Genomic DNA, 23,631 nt, shown 5'->3' on the forward strand with positions numbered 1-23,631 from the left:
CGATGATGGCGGAATCGCAAATGCCAGCGAATCCGTACCATTACCGGCTCCGTAGTCGTACGTGTGAGAGCGTCCGGGACACGAGATTGGAGTCGGCAGCGGCCTACTTTCGGACGCAGATGACGCGCACGACCGCGGCCTTTGCATCGGTCGACGTGCCATTCGCGGTGACACCGTTCGCCTTCAGGAATCCGCGCACCGCCTCTGCGGAGACCATCATAGCCTGTGACGCCGGCACCGACGCCGCAGGTCCCGCGACCATTGCCGGCTTCAGCAAGGCCATGCCGGCGAATTTGCCGTCGGCGTCGATGGCAGGGCTGCCGGAGAATCCGATTGCCGGCGGCGGGGACAGTGCGGAAGCGCTCTGCGTGACCGCCGCTAGCGCAGCCTTGACGTTCGACACGCCGGCCGCACCGCCTTGGCTCTGCGGATCGGCGATGCCGACGATGTCGACGTTCGCCTTCGCTGCGCCGCCGGCGAGGCTGAGCGGCTTCAGGCCGCGGGCGCCGTAGATGTGCAGGAGCGCGAGATCATTCCCCTTGTCCTCGGCGAGACGGTCGGCGCTGCCATGACCGGCGATGGTGATTGCGAGGCAGCCATCGGTGACGAGGCGATCGGTGACGATCGCACCGTCGTCGCTGACGACGATGCCGGTGCCATATTCGACGGTCTTGCGCGGCGGCGGCCCGGCCAGCGGTCCGGACGGAAATGCATTGAACGCGCTCGACATCGCGATCACCACCGGCTCGACCGTGTTCTCCGTCGCCTGGTCGTAGAGGATCGTCATGGTGCGGACTTCGTCACCCTTGAAGGTGCCACGCACGTAAAATTTCTTCAGGCCCTGCAATCCCGACAGCACGAAGAAGTCGGGCTTCACCACGGTGTAATCGACCTTGCGCCCGGACGGCTCCTTCTCCAGGTCGGCGAGCCTTGCCGAGGTCGGGTTCACCTCCTTGCGCCGGCTGAGCAGCACCTGCACGGTTCCGGTCGGCGAGGTCCATTTCGAGCCGTTGGCGTCGCTTGCCTGCTGCGGCACCAGCTTCGTGGGAATACCGAGCCGGGCGCCGCTGGTCGGCTCCGTCACGATCTTCCAGCCGACGCTCTCCTGCTTCTTTCGGGCCGCCTCGGCGAGTGTGGCGCGTTCCTGCGGATTGAGCACACCGGTCGGCTTGCCGCCCTTGGCCTTCTGGTACTCCTTGATGGCGTTGACCATGCGTTCGCTGGTGTCGCCGGTGATGGCGCCGTTATATTGGCCGACCCAGGCGAGGTCGGACTGGAGCGACAGCCGCTCCGCTTTTGCCATGGCATCGGCCGTCGCTGACGGCGTCTGCATCGCGGGAGGCCGGACCGGAACGGTCTGAACCGTCTTCGGGTTGGTGCCGCGGACCTGTGGCGCCGTCATCTGCGCGTGCGCGCCCGTGGCGGCCGCGAACATCAGTGTTGCCGCAAGCATCGATCTCATGACAAATCCAGCCAGCCCATTGAACGCCACGCCATTGAAGCACATCTCGTTGGTCGCGAACAATGTTGCGGTGGTTCAGGTTTGACAGGAGCCGCGAACTCAAGTCCTCATCCCGAGGAGCGGCCTCTAGGCCGCGTTTCGAAGGATGGCCACGGGCGAGATCGGGGCCTTCATGGTTCGAGACGCGCGTTCCGCGCTCCTCACCATGAGGAGTGAGAGGAATGTAGGACGATGCTGAGCCCGGACGAACTCGAACGCTATGCCCGTCATATCGTGCTGCGCGATGTCGGCGGTCCCGGACAGGCCGCGTTGAAACGGGCCTCCGTGCTGGTGATCGGCGCCGGCGGGCTCGGCGCGCCCGCGCTGATGTATCTGGCTGCCGCCGGCATCGGCACGCTCGGTGTGGTCGACGACGACGTGGTGTCGTTGTCCAATCTGCAGCGTCAGGTGATTCATACGACGCCCGATATCGGCCGCCACAAGGTCGAGAGCGCGGCAGAGCGGATCTCGGCGCTCAATCCGCATGTCCGCTTCGTCGGTCATGCCACTTGGCTCAACGCCGACAATGCGCTCAGCCTGATCGGCGACTACGACCTCGTGCTCGACGGCTCCGATAATTTCTCGACGCGCTATCTGGTCTCCGACGCCTGTTTCTTCGCCAAGCGGCCGCTGATCACGGCGGCGCTCGGTACCTTCGACGGCTCGCTCACCACCATCCGCGCGCACGAGACGAACGAGCAGGGCGAATTCAATCCGACCTATCGCTGCCTGTTTCCCGAGGCGCCGCCGCCCGGCACGGTGCCTGCCTGTGCGGAGGCCGGCGTCATGGGGGCGCTCGCGGGCGTGCTCGGCTCGATGATGGCGCTGGAGGCGATCCGCGAGATCGTCGGCTTCGGCGACGGCCTCGTCGGCCGTCTCCTGATGATCGACGCACGCGCGATGCGCTTCGAGACGCTGCGCTATTCCCGCGATCCGGCCAATCCGCTCAACGGCGATGGGCCTGTGTTCGAGGATCTCGGCGTCCATCGCACCTGATTGCCGCCGTTACCTCGTGGCCGGTTTCTCGCTGTCGAGATGCGCCATCTGTTCGGCCGCGTAACGCGTGCCGGAAGCGACATCCGGCGGGAAGGCTTTTGCCAGCGCTGCGAGATGAGCTTGCGTCAGCGTCACCTTGGTTGCGCCGAGCGCTTCGTCGAGACGGTTGCGGGTGCGGGCGCCGATCAGCGGCACGATCTCCCGGCCCTGCGCCGCCACCCAGGCGATTGCGACTTGCGCCGGCGTTGCGCCGACGTCATTCGCGATCTTGCGCAGCGACTCGACCAGCGCGAGATTGGCCTCGAGGTTCGCGCCCTGGAAGCGCGGCGTCATCAGCCGGTAGTCCTTGCCGGCCTTGCCTGAATCCTTCGACCAGTGACCGCTGATCAGGCCGCGCGCCAGGACGCCGTAGGCAGTGATACCGATGCCGAGCTCGCGGCAGGTCTTGAGGATGTCGCGTTCGATGCCACGCTCGATCAGCGAATATTCGATCTGGAGGTCGGCGATCGGATGCACCGCATGCGCGCGGCGGATGGTGTCGGAGCCGACCTCGGACAGGCCGATATGCCTGACGTAGCCGGCCTTCACGAGATCGGCGAGGCCGCCGATGGTGTCTTCGATGGGAACGTTCGGATCGAGGCGCGCCGGGCGATAGATGTCGACATGGTCGGTGCCGAGCCGCTGGAGCGAATAGGCGAGGAAGTTCTTGGTTGCGGCTGGCCGGCAGTCCATGCCGATGAAATCGCCGACGGGGCCGCGCAGCGCCCCGAACTTGACGCTGATCCGCACCTTTTCGCGTGAAACGACCTTGAGTGCCTCCCGGATCAGCATTTCATTGTGGCCCATGGCGTAGAAATCGCCGGTGTCGAGCAGCGTGATGCCCGCATCGAGCGCCGCATGGATGGTGGCGATGCTCTCGCCGCGATCGGAAGGACCATAGGCGTCGGACATGGCCATGCAGCCGAGACCGAGGCTTGAGACGGTGGGGCCGGTTGAACCGAGTGTGCGCTGTTCCATGTTGGCTCTCCTCGAAGGCGGCGGCTGAACGCCGCGTCACGAGGACGGATATGCGCCCGACCGATTGGGCCGATAAGCTGGACAATCCGGAATGGCTTGTTCACATTAGCGAACAATGGCCGAGCCTGACCTGCGCGATCTCGATGTCTTCGTGGCGGTCGCCCGCACCCGTAATTTCCGGCGCGCGGCGGTCGAAATTCGCGTGTCTGTGTCGAGCCTTAGCCAGCGGCTCCGGGACCTGGAGGAGCGCCTCGGCGTCCGCCTTGTGAACCGCACCACGCGCAGCGTCGCGCTGACCGAGGCGGGCGAATTGCTGCTGTCGCGCGTTGCTCCGGCGTTGCGCGATGTCGGCGATGCCCTGGATCAGGTCCGCGGTCTGCGCGAGGTCGCCTCGGGGCGCCTGCGCATCAACGCACCGCCGCCGGCGGTCGATCTGGTGCTGGCGCCGATGGTCGGGCCATTTCTCGCGGCGCATCCGCAGGTCGATCTCGACATCGTTTCCGAGAGCGGATTCGTCGACATCGTCAGTGCCGGCTTTGATGCCGGCGTGCGCTATGGCGAACACCTCGCGCAGGACATGGTGGCGATTCCGCTGAGTGGTCCGCAGCACTATGCCGTCGTCGCCTCGCCTGCGTACCTCGCGCGGCGCGGCAGGCCGAAGCATCCGAAGGATCTTCTCGATCACGACTGCATCCGCGCCCGCTACTCCAGTGGCGTCATGAACGATTGGGAGTTCGAGAAGAACGGCCAGATCGTGAAGGTCGATCCGCCGGCCAAGCTGATCTCGACCAATATGGGCCTTGCCATGCGCGCCGCGCTCGACGGCGTCGGCATATGGGCGACGCTCGACGGCTATGTCGGCGATGCCGTCAAATCGGGAACGCTCGTCAGGCTGATGGAAGATTGGTGCGAGCCGTTTCCCGGACCGTTCCTGTACTATGCGAGCCGACGCCAGGTGCCGCCTGCGCTTCGTGCGTTCATCGATTTCGTCGCGGACTGGCGCAAGCGCAAAGGGCGCGGGACGTAAGCCTCAGAGCATGCTCGGCAGCACGCGATCCGGCGGCTTGTGGGCATCGAGGAAGGTGCGGATGTTGATGATCACCTTCTCGCCCATCTCGACGCGGCCTTCGATCGTGGCCGAGCCCATATGCGGCAACAGCGTCACCTTGCCGGCTCTGGCGAGCCGCACCAGCTTCGGGTTGACCGCGGGCTCGTGCTCGTAGACGTCGAGGCCGGCGCCGGCAATCTCGCCGCCTTCGATCAGCTTGATCAGCGTGTCCTCGTCGGTCACCTCGCCGCGCGCGGTGTTGACGATGTAGGCGTCCTTGCGGATCAGCTTCAGCCGCCGCGCCGAGAGCAGATGATAGGTCGCCGGCGTGTGCGGACAGTTCACCGAGATGATGTCCATCCGCGCCAGCATCTGGTCGAGGCTTTCCCAGTAGGTCGCGCCAAGCTCTTCGGCGATAACAGGAGCGACGGGACGGCGGTTGTGATAGTGGATCTGAAGGCCGAAAGCGCGCGCGCGGCGCGCCACTGCCTGGCCGATGCGGCCCATGCCGATGATGCCCAGACGCTTGCCGCCGATGCGGTGGCCGAGCATCCACGTCGGCGACCAGCCCGCCCAGGGCTTTCCTTCGGTCAGGATCGAGGCGCCTTCGATCATCCGCCTGGGCACTGCGAGGATCAGCGCCATGGTCATGTCAGCGGTGTCTTCGGTCAGAACCTTCGGCGTATTGGTGACGGTGATGCCGCGGGCATGGGCGGCCACGACGTCGATATTGTCGACGCCATTGCCGAAATTGGCGATCAGGCGGAGCTTGCAGTCGGGCTGGTTGACGATATCGGCGCTGATGTGATCGGTCACGGTCGGAACCAGCACGTCGGCGGTGCGCGCAGCTTCCGCGATCTGCTCGGCCGACATCGGCGTGTCCTCGAGATTGATCCGCGCGTCGAACAGCTCGCGCATTCGCGTTTCGATCGAATCCGGCAGCTTGCGCGTCACCACGACGAGGGGCTTTTTCTTCACCGACATGTCCTGCTCTCATGAGGCGTCGCGGGCCGCCTCTGTCGCCAAAGGCAGGTCGTTGAGGCCTCATTAACCCGGTTGTTCGACACTGCCCTTGCCGTGTCCGTCCCCGGCGCTTCCTCCAAGCTCTCCCGACATTTCCGGCCGGAAAATCGGGGCAAACTGGTTGTTCAAGTGCCCGTCCTCTCTAGCAGAAGGCCGGGCCAAGACAAGAAGCACGGGCCAGGGTTGGAACCCGCGTGGGGCGGGGAGAAGGGGCAGACGCGGCAGGGTTTTGGAGTTTGGGGTGAGGATCCGGTTTGGCCGGGTCTTCGACAGGAGACGGGTTGATGGCGTTGGGGCGTTTTTGTTCGGTGATGGCGCTCGTTTGCACCTGGTTGAGCGTGTCGGTCGGCCCCTCGCATTCGGCGAAGGACAATAGCCCCCAGACCGCCAGCGGTTTGCCGGTGCCGCGCTATGTCAGCCTCAAGTCGGATCACGTGAATGTCCGCGCCGGCCCGACCAAGGACAATGACGTCGCCTGGGTCTACACCCGCGCCGGCTTGCCGGTCGAAATTACAGCCGAATTCGAGAACTGGCGCCGGGTGCGCGATTCCGAGGGCGCCGAGGGCTGGGTCTATCACTCGCTTCTGTCGGGTCGCCGCACCGCCGTCGTCACCATGAAGCACAAGGACGACCTCGCTCCGATCTATGATCGGCCCGATCCGGACAGCGCGGTCGCAGCAAAGCTCCAGGCCGGCGTCGTCACGCAGGTGAAGAAGTGCGCCGCAAGCTGGTGCCGCGTCATCGGCAACGGCTTCGACGGCTGGATCCAGCAGGAGCGCCTCTGGGGCGTCTACTCGGACGAGCAGGTGAATTGACGCCCATAGGCGTCATCCCGGGGCGATGCGCAGCATCGAACTATGGTGCGCAATTGCGCACCGGAGGTCTGGTGCTGGCGCACCATCCCGGATTGATAGTGTAAACAACGATGGCCGGGACATAGGCGAGCGCAAGCGACGCCGTCCTTCGGACGGCTGTGCCCGGCCATGACGATCTCAGTTCGATCTTAAGACGATCTCAGCGCTTCTTGCGCAGGCGCACGACCATGTCGATGCGGGAGATCTCATAACCCTCGGGCACCTCCGGCATCTTGGACAGCACCAGATGCGGGTCCTCGATGTCGACCAGCTCGTGGCTGTTCTCGAGGTAATAGTGATGGTGGGTGGTGACGTTGGTGTCGAAATAGGTCTTGGTGCCGTCGACACTGACCTGGCGGAGCAGGCCGGCATCGGTGAGCTGGTTCAGCGTGTTGTAGACGGTCGCCAGCGACACCGGGACCTTGGCCAGCGTGGCTTCCTCGTAGAGCATTTCAGCCGTGAGGTGACGTGCACCCTTGCCGAACAGCAGCCAGCCGAGCGCCATGCGCTGGCGCGTCGGACGGAGCCCCGCGGACTGGAGCATTTCGTTGACGTCGTGCCACGGGCACCCGGTCAGGGCCGGCTGGCGGCCGGACAGGAGGTCCGCAGCATGGCCGTCATCGTCGTGATAGGACGCTGTATTCTCGGTCATTTCCAGATTTCGGGCACGCGTGAACAATATCTCTCTCTAACATAAGAAGAGAAAGATGCAGATGCAAGTTTCTCGCAACTAGAGACGTTCTAATCAGGCTTGGAACCCCGCAGTGGAGCGCGTCATTTTACCTTCATGGATGCGCTTTGCCACCCGAAATGCCCTGTGTTAGAGAGCGCGCGGTTCCGCCTTAGCCGATTTTGGTGCAGCCGGGCATGGAGGCTCGGTTCGCAGTCCATCCGGGGCTTGCGCGAGTCGCGGCCGACGGCGGCAATTGGCGTTGCTGCCCGATCGAGATGGGACCCATTTTCGCCAAAGAACGCCGCTCAATCGGGATTGAACAGAGGCTCTTGAATGCTGAACAGGCGCAACGGTTACGACTACGAAGATCTGCTGGCCTGTGCCCGCGGCGAGATGTTCGGTCCGGGCAATGCCCAGCTGCCGCTGCCGCCGATGCTGATGTTCGACCGCATCACGGAAATCACCGACAATGGCGGCGAGTTCGGCAAGGGCCTGGTGCGCGCCGAGCTCGACGTGAAGCCTGACCTCTGGTTCTTCGGCTGCCATTTCAAGAACGACCCCGTGATGCCCGGCTGCCTCGGCCTGGATGCGCTGTGGCAAATGGTCGGCTTTTACCTCGGCTGGATCGGCGGCGAAGGCCGCGGCCGGGCGCTTGGCCTGAGCGAGCTGAAGTTCGGCGGCCAGGTGCTGACCGACGCCCGTAAGGTTGTGTACAACGTCGATATCAAACGCGTGATGCGGGCAAAGCTGGTGCTCGGTATCGCCGACGGGTGGCTTTCGGTCGATGACCAGATTATTTATCGCGCCAAGGATCTGAAGGTTGGCCTGTTCAAGCAGGGCACGAGCCTGGGCTGAGCGCATCACCAAGAAGACAACGATTGAGGCGAGGCTGTCATGAGGCGGGTTGTGGTCACCGGAATGGGCATCGTCTCGTCCATCGGAAACAACACCCAGGAAGTGCTTGCGAGCCTTCACGAGGCGAAGTCGGGCATTTCGCGGGCTGAGAAATATGCCGAGCTCGGCTTCCGTTCGCAGGTGCAAGGTGAGCCCACGCTCGATCCTTCGACGGTGGTAGACCGCCGCGCGATGCGTTTCCTCGGCCAAGGCGCGGCGTGGAATCACATCGCGATGGAGCAGGCGATCCAGGATTCCGGCCTGTCGCCTGACGAGGTCTCCAATATCCGCACCGGCATCATCATGGGCTCCGGCGGTCCCTCGGCGCGCACCATCGTCGAAGCTGCCGATATCACCCGCTCCAAGGGACCCAAGCGCGTCGGCCCGTTCGCGGTGCCCAAGGCGATGTCTTCGACGGCGTCCGCGACGCTTGCAACCTGGTTCAAGATCAAGGGCGTGAACTATTCGATCTCCTCGGCCTGCGCGACGTCGAACCATTGCGTCGGAAATGCCTACGAGACGATCCAGATCGGCAAGCAGGACATCATCTTCGCCGGTGGCTGCGAGGAGCTCGACTGGTCGCTGTCGGTGCTATTCGACGCCATGGGCGCGATGTCCTCGAAGTACAACGACACGCCGGCCACGGCCTCGCGTCCATACGACCTCAACCGCGATGGCTTCGTCATCGCCGGCGGCGCCGGCGTATTGGTGCTGGAAGAGCTCGAGCATGCCAGGGCGCGCGGCGCGCGCATCTATGGCGAGATCGTCGGCTATGGCGCGACCTCTGACGGCCACGATATGGTCGCGCCTTCCGGCGAAGGCGCGGAGCGTTGCATGCGCATGGCGATGTCGACGGTGAAGACCAAGGTCGACTACATCAATCCGCATGCGACCTCGACACCCGCTGGCGATCCGCCGGAGATCGAGGCGATCCGAAAAGTGTTCGGCGTCGGCGAGAAGTGCCCGCCGATCTCGGCGACCAAGGCGCTGACCGGCCACTCGCTGGGCGCCACCGGCGTGCAGGAGGCGATCTATTCGCTGCTGATGATGAACAACGGCTTCATCTGCGAGAGCGCGCACATCCAGGAGCTCGATCCCGTGTTCGCCGACATGCCGATCGTGCGCAAGCGCATCGACAACGTCAAGATCGGCACCGTGCTGTCGAACTCCTTCGGCTTCGGCGGCACCAACGCCACGCTGGTGTTCAGCCGGCTGGATGCGTGACATCATTGTTGGCGCACTGTTGATTTTTTCGTCATGGCCGGGCTCGTCCCGGCCATCCACGTCTTGGCCTCGAGCATGGAAGCGACGAGCCCGGCCACGGCGAAGCGGAAGGTGATGGTGAGATGGAAGGTCTGATGAAAGGCAGGCGCGGTCTGATCATGGGCATCGCCAATGATCACTCGATCGCCTGGGGCATGGCGCGGGCGCTGCATGCCCATGGCGCCGAGCTTGCATTCACCTTCCAGGGCGAAGCTCTCGGCAAGCGCGTCAAGCCGCTGGCGGAGCAGCTTGGCGTCGATCTGGTTCTGCCTTGCGACGTCGAGGACATCGCCAGTGTCGATGCCACCTTCGCTACGCTCCGCGAGAAATGGGGCCGGCTCGACTTCGTGATCCACGCGATCGGCTTTGCCGACAAGAACGAGCTGAAGGGCCGCTACGCCGACACCAGCCGCGAGAATTTTTCGCGCACCATGGTGATCTCCTGCTTCTCGTTCACGGAGGTCGCAAAGCGCGCCGCCGAGCTGATGACGGAGGGCGGCAGCATGATCACGCTGACCTTCGGCGCCTCGGAGCGCGCGATGCCGAACTACAATGTGATGGGCGTGGCCAAGGCGGCGCTGGAAGCCTCCGTGCGCTATCTCGCCGCCGATTTCGGACCGCGCGGCATCCGCGTCAATGCGATCTCCGCCGGCCCCATCCGCACGCTCGCCGGCTCCGGCATCGGCGAGGCGCGGGCGATGTTCGCCTTCATGCAGAAGCATGCGCCGCTTCGTCGCGGCGTCACGCTCGACGACCTCGGCGGCTCGGCGCTCTATCTGCTGTCGGATCTCTCCGGCGGCGTGACCGGCGAGATCCACTACGTGGATTCCGGCTACAACGTCGTCCTGATGCCGAGGCCGGACGATCTGAAGACGCCGGACTAACCGGCCGCGATCTTCTCCGCGCGCTGGAACGCGGGCCGCGCCATGCAGCGTGCCAGATAGGTGTCGAAGGCCGGGCGCGACGGCACCATCTTGAACAGGCGTACCGCGAAGTTCAGGCCGGCGCCGACCGTGATGTCCGCCGCGGAAAATTCCTCGCCGAGAATCCACGGCCCGTCGGCGAGCGCGGCTTCCAGCACGTCGAAGACCTGGGTTGCGCTGCCCCACGCGGCGGTCGAGGTCGGGATCTCGATCTTGGTGAAGATCTGGATGATGGCGGGCTCGATGCAGCCCGGCGAGAAGAACAGCCATTGCAGGTAGCGCGCGCGGCGCGGATCGGCCGCGCCAGGCGCCAGCCTCGTCTCGGGATAGCGGTCGGCGATGTAGGCGCAGATGGCAGCGGCTTCGCCGAGCGCCGCGTCGCCATCGGTCAGCGCCGGCACCTTGCCCATCGGGTTGATCTTCAGAAAGTCCGGCGCCTTCTGCGCACCGGTCGAAATGTCGGTCAGCACGCGCTCATAGGGCAGGCCGCTCTCTTCCATCAGCCAAAGCGTCGTGAACGAGCGTGAGCGAGGAGACCAGTAGAGCTTGATCATGGCAAGGAACCTCCTCAACGAGAAGCGCGACGAGGCTCATTCATTGCCTGTCCGCTGCGAATCCGCAACGTACAAGTCGCAATGCGCGGAGGCGATGCCTTGCGACATCCTGGTCGACTGGACCACGGCCGCTCGCTTAATCCGGCTTGAGATAGCCGGGGAGAGTCCGGTCGAGCCTGGCCGCAACGAGTGCCCGGGTCCTTTCTCGCAATGTCGCATTGCCCGCCGCGGCGGCAGGAGGATCGGGAAACTGCAAATTGTCGAGCTTGGTGATCGGATCTTCCGCCAGTCTCATGCTCTCGGCGAGATTGGAGCCGAAATTCGCGAAATGCCGGTTGATCGGCTCATAGCTCCTGCCGTCGATCAGGTTGACGGCAACATTGGCGAACAAGTGCGAGTGTCTGGCGAAAGAGCCGAGGCCCCGGCTGTAGGCGCCGATGCCGTCCAGAACCAGGCTGGAGCCTTGCAATTCGGTCTTGTACCTCGTCACCACGAGATATTGGTCGCAATTCGCATTGGCGGTGATGTTGCGAACGATGGCCGGTAAACGCTCGCTCGGATCCGGGAAGAGCCTGGATTTCGGATTGTAGAATGGCTCGAACGCTCCCTTGGGGTAGCTGATCTTCCTGATCGACGGATCAGCGCCGCTTGCGGCACGCACACGCGCCAGCGGGATGTCGTCAAGGCTCCAATCGTCGATCGGAATCTCGTTGAATTCGGTCTCGAACACCGTGAGGCCGAACTTTTCGACGGAGAACCGACCGCCATCGCTGAAATGACGCCCAGGCGGCAGGGGCCGGTCTCCACCGCTGCTCCTTGCTTCGTGGCTGCATTTGGTTTGGCGGCGGGTTTCTTGACAGCTGGTTTGCCAGGGGCGGCAGGAGCCCCAGATGTTGGGGTCTGGGCCCATCCGGTGGCAGTCAGGCACGATGAGGCGAGGACGATCGTGGCGATGAAACGGCAGAACATGATCGGGGAATGAGCGGTTGATAATGCGAGAGTCGCAAAACTAGAGCGTGCAAGCACCGCCTGCAAGTGCGGCGCGCGGCTTCAAGCTGGCCTCTTCCACCGGTAATATTTCATCATGAACCCATTCGACGGTTCGATCTTTTCCTTCTCGAACACAAACCCTCGCGCTCGTACCAGCGCCAAGCCTTCTCGTTCTCGCGCACGCAGCGCAAGTAGATTTCATCGGGCATCTGCGTCCGCGTGAACGCGAGCAGTTGCCGTCCAAGCGATCGACCCTGATGGTCGGGCGCGACGAAGAGCATGTCGAGATAGAGCTTTGGCAGATGCAGTGCCAGCATCGCAGCGATCTTGCCGTTGTCGTCGGCGACGAACAGGGTCCAGCCGTTCTCGATCTCGCGCCTGATGCGCGCGCGCAAATTGGCCAGGAGGAAGTCGCTCGCCTCGGCAAGCCCGGTCGAGGCCCAGCTCTCCATCCAGACGCGGCCGACCTCATCATACTCGTCCGCGCGGGCAGGGCGGATGACGGGATGTGGCATCCGGAGCTAGGTCCGCTGGTTGCGCAGGGTCTGACGCGCGCGCACCTTGCCGGCCGACAGGCAGACCACCTCGGAGATCTGCAGCAGCTGCCGCGCCAGCGGGCTGGTCTTGCGCCAGACCATGCCGATGGTGCGCGACGGCTCGGGATCGCGGAAGCGCGCCAGCGAGACCGAGGCCGATCGCGTCTCCACCGGCACCGCCATCTCCGGGATCAAGGTGACCCCGATGCCGGCGCTGACCATCTGCACCAGCGTTGACAGCGAGTTCGCATCCAGCATCTCGCGCGGGGGCGCCGACTGCATGTTGCAGAAGGAGAGCGCCTGGTCGCGGAAGCAGTGTCCCTCCTCGAGCAGCAGGAGCCGCATCTCGCGCATCATCTCGCGCGACGGCACTGGCGTGCCTTCATCTGCGCCAGGCCGCACCAGCAAGAATTTCTCCTCGAACAGCGCGACCTCGGTGAGCGAGGGCTCCGACACCGGCAGCGCGACGATGGCGGTGTCGAGCCGTCCTTCCACCAGTTCCTGGATCAGCCGCGGGGTCATGGTCTCGCGCACGCGGATATCGAGCTCCGGATGCATGCGCGTGAGATTCTTGGTGATCTTGGGCAGCAGATAAGGCGCGATCGTCGGGATCATGCCGATGCGCAGGCGGCCGGCGAAGCGGTCCTGCGAGGCCCGGGCGAAATCACCGAGTTCGTCGACCGAGCGCAGGATGTCACGGACGCGCTGGGCGAGCTCCTCGCCGAACCGGGTCAGCGCAACCTGCCGCGCGCTGCGCTCCAGCAGCAGCCCGCCGAGCGTCTCCTCCAGCTCCTTGATCTGCATCGACAGGGCCGGTTGCGAGATGGAACAGGATTCGGCCGCGCGGCCGAAATGACCGTGGCGCGCCAGCGCATCGAAATACCGGAGCTGGCGCAGCGTCAGATTTATCATAAGAAAATCCTATCGCAGCGATCACTAAAGTCAACTTCCCCTGATGGGATGCGGCGCTTAGAGTATTTCTACCTGGTCAAGGGCGCGAGTTCGACGCCGCCAGAGGAGGTATTCATGGACGACACTTCGAAGTGCCCGTTTTCGGGCGGAAAACCCGCGCGTACCAACCGCGACTGGTGGCCAACGCAGCTCGACATCGAGGTCCTGCACAAGAACTCGGAAAAGTCCGATCCGATGGACAAGGACTTCGACTACGCCAAGGAGTTCAAGTCGCTCGACCTGAATGCGGTCATCAAGGACCTGACCGCTCTGATGACGGATTCGCAGGAATGGTGGCCCGCCGACTTCGGTCACTATGGCGGCCTCATGATCCGCATGGCCTGGCACAGCGCGGGCACCTACCGCATCACCGACGGCCGCGGTGGCGCCGGAGCCGGTCAGCAGCGCTTCGCGCCGCTCAACAGCTGGCCCGACAACGCCAATCTCGACAAGGCGCGCCGTCTGCTCTGGCCGATCAAGCAGAAATACGGCCGCAAGATTTCCTGGGCTGATCTGATGGTGCTCGCCGGCAACGTCGCACTGGAATCGATGGGCTTCAAGACCTTTGGATTCGCCGGCGGTCGCGTCGACGTCTGGGAGCCGGAAGAGCTCTATTGGGGTCCGGAAGGCACCTGGCTCGGCGATGAGCGCTACAGCGGTGAGCGTCAGCTCGCCGAGCCGCTCGGCGCGGTGCAGATGGGCCTGATCTACGTCAATCCGGAGGGGCCGAACGGCAAGCCGGATCCGGTCGCTGCGGCCAAGGACATCCGCGAGACGTTCGCCCGCATGGCGATGAACGACGAAGAGACCGTGGCGCTGATCGCCGGCGGCCACAGCTTCGGCAAGACTCACGGCGCCGGCGATCCGTCGCTGGTTGGTCCGGAGCCGGAAGCGGGCGCGCTGGAAGATCAGGGCCTCGGCTGGAAGAGCAAGCACGCGTCGGGCCTGGGTGCTGATTCCATCACCAGCGGCCTCGAGGTGACGTGGACGACGACGCCGACCAAGTGGAGCAACAACTTCTTCGAGAACCTGTTCAATTTCGAATGGGAGCTGACGAAGAGCCCGGCTGGTGCGCAGCAGTGGACGGCCAAGAACGCCGAGGCGATCATCCCCGATGCTTTCGACAAGTCGAAGAAGCATCGGCCGACGATGCTGACGACCGACCTCTCGCTGCGCTTCGATCCCGTGTATGAGAAGATCTCGCGCCGCTTCCTGGAGAACCCGGATCAGTTCGCCGACGCCTTCGCCCGCGCTTGGTTCAAGCTGACCCATCGCGACATGGGTCCGATCCAGCGCTATCTCGGCCCGCTGGTGCCGAAGGAGACGCTGATCTGGCAGGATCCGATTCCGGCCGTGAATCACGAGCTGGTCAGCGATCAGGATATCGCCGCCCTCAAGACCAAGATCCTGGGCTCCGGCCTCTCGGTGCCCGAGCTGGTCTCGACCGCCTGGGCGTCGGCCTCGACGTTCCGCGGCTCCGACAAGCGCGGTGGCGCCAACGGCGCGCGCATTCGTCTCGCGCCGCAGAAGGACTGGGAGGTGAACGAGCCGGCCCAGCTCGCCAAGGTGCTCGGCAAGCTCGAAGCGATCCAGAAGGACTTCAATGCGTCATCCGGCGCGAAGAAGGTCTCGCTGGCGGACCTGATCGTGCTCGGTGGCACCGCCGCGGTCGAGAAGGCCGCCAAGGACGCCGGCGTCGACGTCAAGGTCGGCTTCACGCCCGGCCGCATGGACGCCTCGCAGGAGCAGACGGATGCGGCCTCCTTCGCGCCGCTGGAGCCGCGGGCCGATGGCTTCCGCAACTATATCGGCAAGCGGCATCAGTTCATGCATCCTGAAGAGGCGCTGGTCGATCGCGCGCAGCTGCTGAGGCTGACCGGTCCGGAGATGACGGTGCTGGTCGGCGGCCTGCGGGTGCTCGGTGCGAATGCGAACGGTTCGAAGCACGGCGTCTTCACGTCGAAGCTGGGCACGCTGAGCAACGACTTCTTCGTCAACCTGCTCGACATGAGCACGCAGTGGGCGCCGTCGGCCGACGGCTCCTATGAGGGGCACGACCGCAAGACCAACGCGGTGAAGTGGACCGCCACGCGTGTCGATCTCATCTTCGGCGCACACTCGCAGCTCCGCGCCTTCGCCGAGGTCTATGCCACCTCGGACTCCAAGGAGAAGTTCGTCAAGGACTTCGCCAAGGCATGGACCAAGGTGATGAACCTCGATCGATACGACATCGTAGCGTGAGCTAGTCTAGCTGATCCCGCCACGGCTCGGTGCAGCCTCTCCCGCAAGCGGGAGAGGGGGCATAGATCGCCCGGAGCGAGCATAAACAAAAAGGGCGGCCTCTCGGCCGCCCTTCGTGTTTTTCGCAGTGGTGCGAGTGCTTACTCGCCCGCCGCTTCGCGCGGGGCCTTCTCGCCCTCGGCGGCCTTCTCCTTGGCCTCGAGGTCCTCGCCGGTGGTCTGATCGACCACCTTCATCGACAGGCGGGTCTTGCCGCGATCGTCGAAGCCGAGCAGCTTGACCTTGACCTTGTCGCCTTCCTTGACGACGTCGGAGGTCTTCTGCACGCGGTTGGCCGCGAGCTGGCTAATGTGGACGAGGCCGTCCTTGGAGCCGAAGAAGTTCACGAAGGCGCCGAACTCCATCACCTTGACGACGGTGCCGTCGTAGATCTGGCCGACTTCGGGCTCGGAGGCGATCGATTTGATCCACTTGATCGCGGCCTTCATGGCCTCGCCGTCGCTGGAGGCGACCTTCACGGTGCCGTCGTCCTCGATGTTGACCTTGGCGCCGGTCTTCTCGACGATCTCGCGGATCACCTTGCCGCCGGTGCCGATCACTTCGCGGATCTTGTCGGTCGGGATCTTGAAGGTCTCGATGCGCGGCGCATATTCGCCGAGCTCGGCGCGGGCGTTGGTGAGCGCCTTGGCCATCTCACCGAGGATGTGGATGCGGCCTTCCTTGGCCTGGCCAAGGGCGACGCGCATGATCTCTTCGGTGATGCCCTCGATCTTGATGTCCATCTGGAGCGAGGTGATGCCCGCTTCCGTACCGGCGACCTTGAAGTCCATGTCGCCGAGATGGTCCTCGTCACCGAGGATGTCGGAGAGAACCGCAAAGCGCTTGTCCTCGAGGATCAGGCCCATCGCGATGCCCGCGGTGGGCCGCTTCAACGGTACGCCCGCATCCATCAGCGCCAGCGAGGCGCCGCAGACCGATGCCATGGACGAAGAGCCGTTGGATTCGGTGATCTCCGACACCACGCGTACCGTGTAGGGGAACTCGTGGTGCGGCGGCAGCACCGGATGGATCGCGCGCCAGGCCAGCTTGCCGTGGCCGATTTCGCGGCGCTTGGTGCCGCCGAGGCGGCCGGTCTCGCCGACCGAGTAGGGCGGGAAGTTGTAGTGCAGCAGGAACGTTTCCTTGTACGTCCCGGACAGCGCGTCAATGTACTGCTCGTCCTCGCCGGTGCCGAGCGTGGTCACGACCATCGCCTGCGTCTCGCCGCGGGTGAACAGCGCCGAGCCATGGGCGCGGGGCAGCACGCCGACTTCGGCGACGATGTTGCGCACGGTCCTGGAATCGCGGCCGTCGATGCGCTTGCCGGTGTCGAGAATGTTCCAGCGAACGATCTTGGCTTCCAGCTCCTTGAACACGCCGGCGATACGGAGCTTGTCGTATTTCGGCTCCTGGCCCTCCGGGAAGTAGTGGGCTATTACCTTTTCCTTGGCCTTTCCGACGGCGGCGTAGCGGTCCTGCTTGACCGGGATCGCATAGGCGGCGCGCAGCTCCTGCTCGATCAGGCCGAGCATCTCCTGCTCGATCGCCGAATTGTCGATCGCGGTGACTTCGCGCGGCTCCTTCGCGGCCTTCTCGGCGAGCTCGATGATCGCGTTGATGACCGGCTGGAAGTGGCGGTGACCGAACATCACGGCGCCGAGCATCACGTCTTCGTTGAGCTCCTTGGCTTCCGATTCGACCATCAGCACCGCGTCGGCGGTGCCGGCGACGACGAGGTCGAGCTGGGTGTCGACCATCTCGTCGAGCGTCGGGTTGAGGACGAATTCATCATTGGCAAAGCCGACGCGAGCCGCGCCGATCGGACCCTTGAAGGGCACGCCGGACAGCGTCAGGGCAGCCGAGGCCGCGACCATCGCCACGATATCGGGGTCGTTCTCCATGTCGTGGGACAGCACGGTGACGATCACCTGGGTCTCGTTGCGCCAGCCGTCGACGAACAGCGGACGGATCGGACGGTCGATCAGGCGGGAGACCAGCGTCTCCTTCTCGGTCGGACGGCCCTCGCGCTTGAAATAGCCGCCGGGAATGCGGCCTGCAGCGTAGGTCTTCTCCTGATAGTCGACGGTCAGCGGCAGGAAGTCGACGCCTTCGCGCGGCGCCTTCGCCGCAACGACGGTGGCGAGTACCACGGTCTCGCCATAGGTGGCGACGACGGCACCGTCGGCCTGACGCGCGATCTTGCCGGTTTCGAGCTTGAGTGGGCGTCCGCCCCAGTCGATCTCGACTGAATGCTTATTGAACATAGTGGTCTTCTTTCATGGGTTCTCGAAACAAGGGACGCTTCGAAAAACAAAAACCATGCGCAAGATTGCGGGACGCTGATCGGAGCGGATGATCAGCGTCCTGCGATCCTGCCATGGTTTTTGGATTTCGGATGGCGTCCATCCTTTCGGGTCATACGGGCGCCTTGCCCGTTGTGCCCAGCCGCCGGATTGCTGCTGGACTGTCAGTCGGCACGAACGCGAACACCGACCGCGGCCTTCGCTCTTCATGCCCGGATGCGAATCCTCAAAGACGCGCATCCGACGCGCACGCAGCCTCGATCAAAAACCTTTAAGGAAGCGCTTTCGTTCGAAACCACGTGCGAAAACGCGCGCCAGTGGCGCGCGCAGGAACACTTAACGACGAATATTGTGCTTCTCGAGCAGCGCCTTGTACCGCGCCTCGTCCTTCTTCTTGAGATAGTCGAGGAGCGAGCGGCGGGTCGAGACCAGCTTCAAGAGGCCGCGACGCGAATGGTTGTCCTTCACGTGGGTCTTGAAATGGTTGGTGAGGTTGGTGATGCGTTCCGACAGGATCGCGACCTGAACCTCGGGCGAGCCGGTGTCGCCGGCCTTGGTGGCATTCGTCTTGATGACTTCCGCTTTGCGTTCTGCGGCAATCGACATCGTCAATTTCTCTCGTTGCGACCGGAGCTGGCAGTCAGGCCGGTCAGGTTGAACACACGCTTGGGGATGATTTCGCCATTGCCGACTTCGGCAAGCGCGAGAAGCCGGCCTGCCACCGTGACATAGACTGTGCCGCTACAAGTGGGCGCATCCCGTCCGCGCAACAAAACGGCTTGGCCCCGATGGAGCCTTGCCGCATCAGCCCGAGTGACGGCCAGTGCCGGGATGTCGTCCAGCGCGGTCTCAACGGGCAAAAGCGCGTCGGCGAGGCTGCCCTCGCCGGACGCGGCTCTATCGCACAAACCCTCCAACTGATCCAGCGGAATCATGTCGTTCTCGCCAAATGGGCCGACCAGGGTCCGCCGCAGCGCGCAGATATGGCCGTAAGTGCCGAGAATCCGGCCCATATCGCGGGCCAGGGCTCGGACATAGGTGCCCTTGCCGCATTCGGCCTCGAATACGGCCCGGTCCTTATCTGGTTGATCTACAAGGGTTAAATGATGAATCTCGACCGGCCGGGGGGCCAGTTCCACGACCTCGCCGTCGCGGGCAAGGTCGTAGGCGCGCTCGCCCTGGACCTTGATTGCGGAATAGCGCGGCGGAATCTGCTCGATCACCCCGGTGAAGCGCGGCAGGAGGGCCAGGATGGCGTCCCGGGCCGGGCGCTGGTCGGAGGTTGCAGTGACGCGGCCCTCGATGTCGTCGGTATCGCGCTCCTCGCCCCAGCAGACCGTGAACTGGTAGCGCTTGCGGCCATCCATCACGAAGGGGACGGTCTTGGTGGCTTCGCCGAGTGCGATCGGCAGCCCGCCCGAGGCGAGCGGATCGAGCGTACCGGCGTGGCCGGCGCGCTTGGCGTTGAACAGGCGCTTGAGCACGGCAACCGCCTGCGTCGAGGTCATGCCGATCGGCTTGTCGAGCACGACCCAGCCATGGACGTCGCGGCGGTCTCGGCGCGGCTGGTTGCCCTTCTGCTGCTTGGCGCGTGGATCGTTGTTGACGCGGCGCGGCTCCTGATGCGGCCGGGCATCGCTTCCCAACTCCGCGAAATTATTCTTCTGCACATCGCGCTGATCGGCATCGCTGCCGCCGATCGTGTCGTGAGCCGGGTCCATCGTCATTGCTCTTCTTCCCGATCCGAAGCCGGATTCTGTTCCAGGTCCTTGTCCAGATCTTTGTCCAGGTCTTTGTCCAAGTCCTTCTGCACCGCAGGTGTTCGCAAAAGCTTCTCGATCCGTTCCGCTTCGTCGAATCGCTCGTCGACGCGGAAGCGAATGTCAGGTGCAAATTTCAGGTTAACGCGCCGCGCGATCTCGCCGCGCAGGAATTTCTTGTTGCGCTCGAGCGCCGCGATGACGATTTCGGTGTCGCGGCCACCGAGCGGCATCACGTAGACCGTCGCGAGCTTCAGGTCGGGCGACATCCGCACCTCCGGCACGGTGATGATGTGACCTTCGAGATCCGCATCATGCACATTGCCTTGCGCCAGAATGTCGGCCATCGCGTGGCGAACCTGCTCGCCGACGCGCAACTGACGCTGCGAGCCCCCGCCGGGCGCGGAACTCTTCTTCTGATGATGGCGTGGCATTCTCGAAAATTACCTCGTCATGCCCGTACTTGGGACACGGGCATTGTCGTTTTCCTGTTGAAACGAAGAGGGGTGGATGGCCGGAAAAATCCGGCCATCGCACTCCCGCAATCTCAGTTCAAAAAGATCCGAACGCTTCGGTAAGATTTGGACTTACAGGGAGCGCTGGATCGTCTCCACGCGATAACACTCGATCACGTCGCCGACACGCATGTCGTGGTAGCTCTCGAAGGCCATGCCGCATTCCTGGCCCGACTGGACTTCCTTCACTTCGTCCTTGAAGCGCTTCAGCGTCGACAGCTTGCCTTCGTGCACCACGACGTTGTCGCGGATCAGGCGCACATTGGCGCCGCGTTCCACGGTGCCGTCGGTGACGCGGCAGCCGGCGACCTTGCCGACCTTGGAGATGTTGAAGATCTCCAGGATCTCGGCATTGCCCAGCATGGTTTCGCGCAAGGTCGGCGCGAGCAGGCCGCTCATCGCCTTCTTCACGTCGTCCACGAGGTCGTAGATGATGTTGTAGTAGCGGATCTCGATGCCGTTGCGCTTGGCGGCCGCAGCGGCTTCCTTGTTCGCACGAACCGAGAAGCCGATGATCGCGGCGTTGAAGCCTTCGGCCAGCGTCACGTCGGATTCAGAGATACCGCCGACGCCGGCATGCAGGATGCGGGCTGCGACTTCGTCGGTGCCGAGCTTCTCCAGCGAGCCGAGGATCGCTTCCAGCGAGCCCTGCACGTCGGCCTTGACGATCAGCGGGAATTCCTTACGGCCCGCCGTCTTCAATTGCGACATCATCTGCTCGAGCGAGCCGCGCATGCCGGAGATCGAGGCTGCCGCGTTCTCGCGCTTCTGGTGCGCGCGGTAGCTGGTGACCTGACGGGCGCGGGCTTCGTTCTCGACCACTGCGAGACGATCGCCGGCTTCGGGCGGACCGTTGAAGCCGAGCACTTCGACCGGCACCGAGGGACCTGCCTCCTGCACGGTCTCGCCCTGATCCGAGATCAAGGCGCGGACACGGCCCATTTCGGCACCGGCGACGATGATGTCGCCCACGCGAAGCGTGCCGCGCTGCACCAGCACGGTCGCGACCGGACCACGGCCGCGATCGAGCTTGGCCTCGATCACGGTGCCTTCGGCCGGACGCTGCGAATTGGTCTTCAGGTCGAGGATTTCGGCCTGGAGGGCGATCATCTCGAGCAGCTTGTCGAGATTGGTCTTGTTCTTGGCGGACACCTCGACGTCGACGACCTCGCCGCCGAAGGACTCCACCTGCACCTCGTGCTGGAGCAGCTCGGTGCGCACGCGCTCGGGCTTGGCGTCGGGCTTGTCGATCTTGTTGATGGCAACGATGATCGGCACCCGCGCCGCCTTGGCGTGGTTGATGGCTTCGACCGTCTGCGGCATCACGCCGTCATCGGCCGCGACCACCAGCACGACGATGTCGGTGACCTTGGCGCCACGGGCGCGCATCGCGGTGAACGCGGCGTGGCCGGGCGTGTCGATGAAGGTGATCTTCTTGCCGCTTTCGGGCGACACCACCTGATAGGCGCCGATGTGCTGGGTGATGCCGCCGGCCTCGCCGGAGACGACGTTGGCGTGGCGGAGTGCGTCGAGCAGCGAAGTCTTGCCGTGGTCGACGTGACCCATCACGGTCACGACGGGCGAGCGCGTCTCGGTGTCGGTGGAATCGTCGACGGTGTCGAACAGGCCTTCTTCGACGTCCGACGCGGCAACGCGTTTGACGGTGTGGCCCAGTTCTTCGGCGATCAGCTGCGCGGTGTCGGCGTCGATCACGTCGGTGATCTTGTGCATCGCGCCCTGCTTCATCAGCATGCGGATGACGTCGACCGCGCGCTCGGCCATGCGGTTGGCGAGCTCCTGGATGGTGATCGCTTCCGGAATGACCACCTCGCGGATGAGCTTTTCCTTCGGCTCGTTCGAGGCATGGCCCTTCAGGCGCTGGGTGCGGCGGCGGAACGAGGCGATCGAGCGCTCGCGCACCTCGTCGGCGTTGAGCGCGGTGACCACGGTGAGGCGGCCGCGCTCTTTCTGCGGGCCGGGCTTGTGGGTGGTCTTGGGCGGAGGCACGGGACGCGCGGCGCCGCCGGGACCGCGCCGGATCTGACGCGGAGCCTCGTCCTCATCGGGCTCGGCTGCAACTGCGGGGCCGCGACCTGCCGGTGCACCCGGACGCTGCGCGGTCGTCGTCGCGGGACGCGCCGTCGTGGTTCCCGGGCGGGTCGTGGGGGTTCCTGGCCGGGCCGCGGGGGCGCCGGGCCGCGGCGCGGGCGACGCCGGTGCAGCGGTTGCGGGACGCGCGGCCGATGTCGGCTGCTCGCCTTCGCCAAACCGCTTCTTGGCCTCGGTCTCTGCCTTCCGCTTGGCTTCGTCCTCGTGGCGATGGCGCTCGTCCTCGGCCTTGCGGCGGGCTTCGGCGGCTTCGCGCTCGGCGCGTTCGGCGGCCTCGCGGACCGCGCGGCGCTGGGCCTCTTCCTCGGCCTGGCGGCGTTCTTCGACTTCGCGCAGCTTGGCATCGGCCAGCGCGCTGGCCCGGGCCGAACGCTCGTCCTCGGTCAGGGTGCGCAACACCACGCCGGAACCGGCGTTGCGAGGCGGGGCGGGCGGAGCCGGGCGCGACGGCGCGGCGGGTGCGGCCGGCGCCGGCTTCGCAGCCACCTCAGGCACGTGCGGCTCGGGACCATCGCCAATGCGGCGCTTGCCGCGCTTCTCGACCACGACCTGCTTGCTGCGGCCATGGCTGAAGCTCTGGCGCACGGTCCCCGTTTCGACGCGCGGCTTGAGCGATAGCGTCTTGCTCGGAACGCTCAGCTTCTTGTCGCCAGGGGTCTTGGTATCAACCATTCAGCAGTCCTAATCCTGATTTATCGGTGTTGTGCGTTGCCGCACCGTCCAATTGGGTCGTCGTTGTCTCTCAGAAATCCTGGCCGTGCTTTTCGGCAGTCTTGTCATCGTCCGCCATCCGGTATCGGACCAGCATCTGGCTACGTGACAGGAATGACCTGCTCGCCGGGCCCGCGAGCAGCGCAGCATGTATCACATTTGACCGGGTGAGTGCCAAATCCAATTCTATCGATTTCAGAGCGGTTACGACGGGAATCTGCGGCTGAGCGCCGCGATTTCCGACATTTTGACGCGCCAGCATGTCCAATTTGCGGATTCCGTCCGCGGCCCCGTCGCTGGCATGGATCAGGACCTCGACCGTGCCTTCCCGAAGGGCGCTCTCGACCTTGCCGAAGCCGGCCACGACCTGGCCCGCCTTGGCGGCGATCCCAAGGGCTTCCGTCACGCTCCGAACCAGGAGCGCCTCGATGTCGGCGGGAAGCGTCTGAGGGATGCGCAGGTCGCGCTTGAAGGCCTTGCTAAATTGGTGACGACGAACGGCTTCTGCAACCACCTTGCGTGAGGCGGTGATCCACATGCCGCGTCCGGGCAGCTTGCGCTTGAGATCGGGAACCACCTCGCCTTGCGGCGATACGACGAAGCGGATCAGCTCGTCGATGGGGCGGACCTCGCGACTGACCGCGCACATGCGCATGGTCGCGGACCTCTTGGTCCGCGGCCCATGGTCGAGTTCGCTGTCAATGCTGGCGAGCATCCGGGCGACATCCTC

20 protein-coding genes and 1 pseudogene are annotated in these 23,631 nt (G+C 64.5%); 7 read left to right on the plus strand and 14 right to left on the minus strand.

The window, feature by feature from the left end; translation table 11 throughout:
- Nucleotides 1-103: 103 nt before the first annotated feature.
- A complete protein-coding gene (locus EHH60_RS27015; protein ID WP_199752062.1) occupies nt 104-1,462 on the minus strand; it encodes a serine protease in 1,359 nt (452 codons plus the stop codon).
- 231 nt (nt 1,463-1,693) lie between these two features.
- On the opposite strand from EHH60_RS27015, the gene EHH60_RS27020 reads away from it, so the two are divergent.
- Nucleotides 1,694-2,497 carry a HesA/MoeB/ThiF family protein gene (locus tag EHH60_RS27020; RefSeq protein ID WP_124162426.1) on the plus strand — a complete coding sequence of 268 codons (804 nt, stop codon included), beginning with the start codon at nt 1,694-1,696 and terminating at the stop codon, nt 2,495-2,497.
- A gap of 9 nt (nt 2,498-2,506) precedes the next feature.
- On the opposite strand, the gene EHH60_RS27025 is transcribed toward EHH60_RS27020, so the two are convergent.
- On the minus strand, nt 2,507-3,514 hold the full coding sequence (locus tag EHH60_RS27025) for an aldo/keto reductase (RefSeq protein ID WP_124162427.1): 1,008 nt from the start codon (nt 3,512-3,514) through the stop codon (nt 2,507-2,509).
- 115 nt (nt 3,515-3,629) lie between these two features.
- Here EHH60_RS27025 and EHH60_RS27030 point away from each other — a divergent pair, with 115 nt between their 5' ends.
- Complete coding sequence (locus EHH60_RS27030; RefSeq protein ID WP_124162428.1) at nt 3,630-4,541, plus strand: LysR family transcriptional regulator; 912 nt, start codon at nt 3,630-3,632, stop codon at nt 4,539-4,541.
- A gap of 3 nt (nt 4,542-4,544) precedes the next feature.
- Here EHH60_RS27030 and EHH60_RS27035 read toward each other — a convergent pair whose 3' ends face one another.
- Nucleotides 4,545-5,546, minus strand: a complete 1,002-nt coding sequence (locus EHH60_RS27035) for a 2-hydroxyacid dehydrogenase (protein ID WP_124162429.1) — start codon at nt 5,544-5,546, stop codon at nt 4,545-4,547.
- Between the two features lie 323 nt (nt 5,547-5,869).
- Between EHH60_RS27035 and EHH60_RS27040 the strand changes: the two genes are divergently transcribed.
- Nucleotides 5,870-6,400 carry an SH3 domain-containing protein gene (locus tag EHH60_RS27040; protein ID WP_124162430.1) on the plus strand — a complete coding sequence of 177 codons (531 nt, stop codon included), beginning with the start codon at nt 5,870-5,872 and terminating at the stop codon, nt 6,398-6,400.
- A gap of 199 nt (nt 6,401-6,599) precedes the next feature.
- Here EHH60_RS27040 and irrA read toward each other — a convergent pair whose 3' ends face one another.
- A complete protein-coding gene (gene irrA / locus EHH60_RS27045) occupies nt 6,600-7,091 on the minus strand; it encodes an iron response transcriptional regulator IrrA (protein ID WP_124162431.1) in 492 nt (163 codons plus the stop codon).
- Nucleotides 7,092-7,445: 354 nt separating this feature from the next.
- Between irrA and fabA the strand changes: the two genes are divergently transcribed.
- The 3 genes from fabA to fabI all read left to right on the plus strand — a co-directional run bounded on the left by fabA (nt 7,446) and on the right by fabI (nt 10,153).
- Nucleotides 7,446-7,967: a 3-hydroxyacyl-[acyl-carrier-protein] dehydratase FabA gene (gene fabA, locus EHH60_RS27050; RefSeq protein WP_124162432.1), complete on the plus strand. Its 522-nt coding sequence runs from the start codon at nt 7,446-7,448 to the stop codon at nt 7,965-7,967.
- Between the two features lie 39 nt (nt 7,968-8,006).
- On the plus strand, nt 8,007-9,230 hold the full coding sequence (gene fabB, locus EHH60_RS27055; protein WP_124162433.1) for a beta-ketoacyl-ACP synthase I: 1,224 nt from the start codon (nt 8,007-8,009) through the stop codon (nt 9,228-9,230).
- A 122-nt stretch (nt 9,231-9,352) separates the two neighbouring features.
- Nucleotides 9,353-10,153 carry an enoyl-ACP reductase FabI gene (fabI, locus tag EHH60_RS27060; protein ID WP_124162434.1) on the plus strand — a complete coding sequence of 267 codons (801 nt, stop codon included), beginning with the start codon at nt 9,353-9,355 and terminating at the stop codon, nt 10,151-10,153.
- Here the strand turns inward: fabI and EHH60_RS27065 are convergent.
- The 4 genes and pseudogenes from EHH60_RS27065 to EHH60_RS27080 all read right to left on the minus strand — a co-directional run bounded on the left by EHH60_RS27065 (nt 10,150) and on the right by EHH60_RS27080 (nt 13,184).
- Nucleotides 10,150-10,746, minus strand: a complete 597-nt coding sequence (locus EHH60_RS27065) for a glutathione S-transferase family protein (RefSeq protein ID WP_124162435.1) — start codon at nt 10,744-10,746, stop codon at nt 10,150-10,152. The two genes, fabI and EHH60_RS27065, sit on opposite strands and share 4 nt — an antisense overlap.
- A 136-nt stretch (nt 10,747-10,882) precedes the next feature.
- Entirely contained in the window at nt 10,883-11,476 is a 594-nt protein-coding gene (locus tag EHH60_RS27070; protein WP_245454602.1) for a hypothetical protein, read from the minus strand.
- A 320-nt stretch (nt 11,477-11,796) separates the two neighbouring features.
- Nucleotides 11,797-12,251: pseudogene (locus EHH60_RS27075) on the minus strand (GNAT family N-acetyltransferase).
- Between the two features lie 6 nt (nt 12,252-12,257).
- Complete coding sequence (locus EHH60_RS27080; RefSeq protein WP_124162436.1) at nt 12,258-13,184, minus strand: hydrogen peroxide-inducible genes activator; 927 nt, start codon at nt 13,182-13,184, stop codon at nt 12,258-12,260.
- Between the two features lie 114 nt (nt 13,185-13,298).
- Between EHH60_RS27080 and katG the strand changes: the two genes are divergently transcribed.
- Entirely contained in the window at nt 13,299-15,464 is a 2,166-nt protein-coding gene (gene katG, locus EHH60_RS27085; RefSeq protein ID WP_199752064.1) for a catalase/peroxidase HPI, read from the plus strand.
- Between the two features lie 140 nt (nt 15,465-15,604).
- Here katG and pnp read toward each other — a convergent pair whose 3' ends face one another.
- The 6 genes from pnp to EHH60_RS27115 form a co-directional block, all read right to left on the minus strand.
- Nucleotides 15,605-17,767 carry a polyribonucleotide nucleotidyltransferase gene (pnp, locus tag EHH60_RS27090; protein ID WP_124162438.1) on the minus strand — a complete coding sequence of 721 codons (2,163 nt, stop codon included), beginning with the start codon at nt 17,765-17,767 and terminating at the stop codon, nt 15,605-15,607.
- A 375-nt stretch (nt 17,768-18,142) separates the two neighbouring features.
- Nucleotides 18,143-18,412 (minus strand): 30S ribosomal protein S15, encoded by a 270-nt coding sequence (gene rpsO / locus EHH60_RS27095; RefSeq protein WP_124162439.1) that lies wholly within the window; start codon nt 18,410-18,412, stop codon nt 18,143-18,145.
- A gap of 2 nt (nt 18,413-18,414) precedes the next feature.
- Nucleotides 18,415-19,533 carry a tRNA pseudouridine(55) synthase TruB gene (truB, locus tag EHH60_RS27100; RefSeq protein WP_199752066.1) on the minus strand — a complete coding sequence of 373 codons (1,119 nt, stop codon included), beginning with the start codon at nt 19,531-19,533 and terminating at the stop codon, nt 18,415-18,417.
- Entirely contained in the window at nt 19,530-20,000 is a 471-nt protein-coding gene (gene rbfA, locus EHH60_RS27105; protein WP_124162440.1) for a 30S ribosome-binding factor RbfA, read from the minus strand. Before rbfA ends, truB begins: the two co-directional genes overlap by 4 nt.
- 153 nt (nt 20,001-20,153) lie before the next feature.
- On the minus strand, nt 20,154-22,862 hold the full coding sequence (gene infB / locus EHH60_RS27110) for a translation initiation factor IF-2 (protein WP_124162441.1): 2,709 nt from the start codon (nt 22,860-22,862) through the stop codon (nt 20,154-20,156).
- A gap of 70 nt (nt 22,863-22,932) precedes the next feature.
- Nucleotides 22,933-23,616, minus strand: a complete 684-nt coding sequence (locus EHH60_RS27115) for an RNA-binding protein (protein ID WP_124162442.1) — start codon at nt 23,614-23,616, stop codon at nt 22,933-22,935.
- Between the last annotated feature and the right edge of the window lie 15 nt (nt 23,617-23,631).

Origin of the sequence: Bradyrhizobium sp. RP6, assembly GCF_003837805.1 — a bacterium.
Lineage (GTDB): Bacteria > Pseudomonadota > Alphaproteobacteria > Rhizobiales > Xanthobacteraceae > Bradyrhizobium.

Excerpts from the sequence above, each read along its gene's own strand:
- EHH60_RS27015 (WP_199752062.1), bottom strand. The coding sequence starts at position 1,462 with ATGAGATCGATGCTTGCGGCAACACTGATGTTCGCGGCCGCCACGGGC.
- EHH60_RS27020 (WP_124162426.1), top strand. The coding sequence starts at position 1,694 with ATGCTGAGCCCGGACGAACTCGAACGCTATGCCCGTCATATCGTGCTG.
- EHH60_RS27025 (WP_124162427.1), bottom strand. The coding sequence starts at position 3,514 with ATGGAACAGCGCACACTCGGTTCAACCGGCCCCACCGTCTCAAGCCTC.
- EHH60_RS27030 (WP_124162428.1), top strand. The coding sequence starts at position 3,630 with ATGGCCGAGCCTGACCTGCGCGATCTCGATGTCTTCGTGGCGGTCGCC.
- EHH60_RS27035 (WP_124162429.1), bottom strand. The coding sequence starts at position 5,546 with ATGTCGGTGAAGAAAAAGCCCCTCGTCGTGGTGACGCGCAAGCTGCCG.
- EHH60_RS27040 (WP_124162430.1), top strand. The coding sequence starts at position 5,870 with ATGGCGTTGGGGCGTTTTTGTTCGGTGATGGCGCTCGTTTGCACCTGG.
- irrA (WP_124162431.1), bottom strand. The coding sequence starts at position 7,091 with ATGACCGAGAATACAGCGTCCTATCACGACGATGACGGCCATGCTGCG.
- fabA (WP_124162432.1), top strand. The coding sequence starts at position 7,446 with ATGCTGAACAGGCGCAACGGTTACGACTACGAAGATCTGCTGGCCTGT.
- fabB (WP_124162433.1), top strand. The coding sequence starts at position 8,007 with ATGAGGCGGGTTGTGGTCACCGGAATGGGCATCGTCTCGTCCATCGGA.
- fabI (WP_124162434.1), top strand. The coding sequence starts at position 9,353 with ATGGAAGGTCTGATGAAAGGCAGGCGCGGTCTGATCATGGGCATCGCC.
- EHH60_RS27065 (WP_124162435.1), bottom strand. The coding sequence starts at position 10,746 with ATGATCAAGCTCTACTGGTCTCCTCGCTCACGCTCGTTCACGACGCTT.
- EHH60_RS27080 (WP_124162436.1), bottom strand. The coding sequence starts at position 13,184 with ATGATAAATCTGACGCTGCGCCAGCTCCGGTATTTCGATGCGCTGGCG.
- katG (WP_199752064.1), top strand. The coding sequence starts at position 13,299 with ATGGACGACACTTCGAAGTGCCCGTTTTCGGGCGGAAAACCCGCGCGT.
- pnp (WP_124162438.1), bottom strand. The coding sequence starts at position 17,767 with ATGTTCAATAAGCATTCAGTCGAGATCGACTGGGGCGGACGCCCACTC.
- rpsO (WP_124162439.1), bottom strand. The coding sequence starts at position 18,412 with ATGTCGATTGCCGCAGAACGCAAAGCGGAAGTCATCAAGACGAATGCC.
- truB (WP_199752066.1), bottom strand. The coding sequence starts at position 19,533 with ATGACGATGGACCCGGCTCACGACACGATCGGCGGCAGCGATGCCGAT.
- rbfA (WP_124162440.1), bottom strand. The coding sequence starts at position 20,000 with ATGCCACGCCATCATCAGAAGAAGAGTTCCGCGCCCGGCGGGGGCTCG.
- infB (WP_124162441.1), bottom strand. The coding sequence starts at position 22,862 with ATGGTTGATACCAAGACCCCTGGCGACAAGAAGCTGAGCGTTCCGAGC.
- EHH60_RS27115 (WP_124162442.1), bottom strand. The coding sequence starts at position 23,616 with ATGCTCGCCAGCATTGACAGCGAACTCGACCATGGGCCGCGGACCAAG.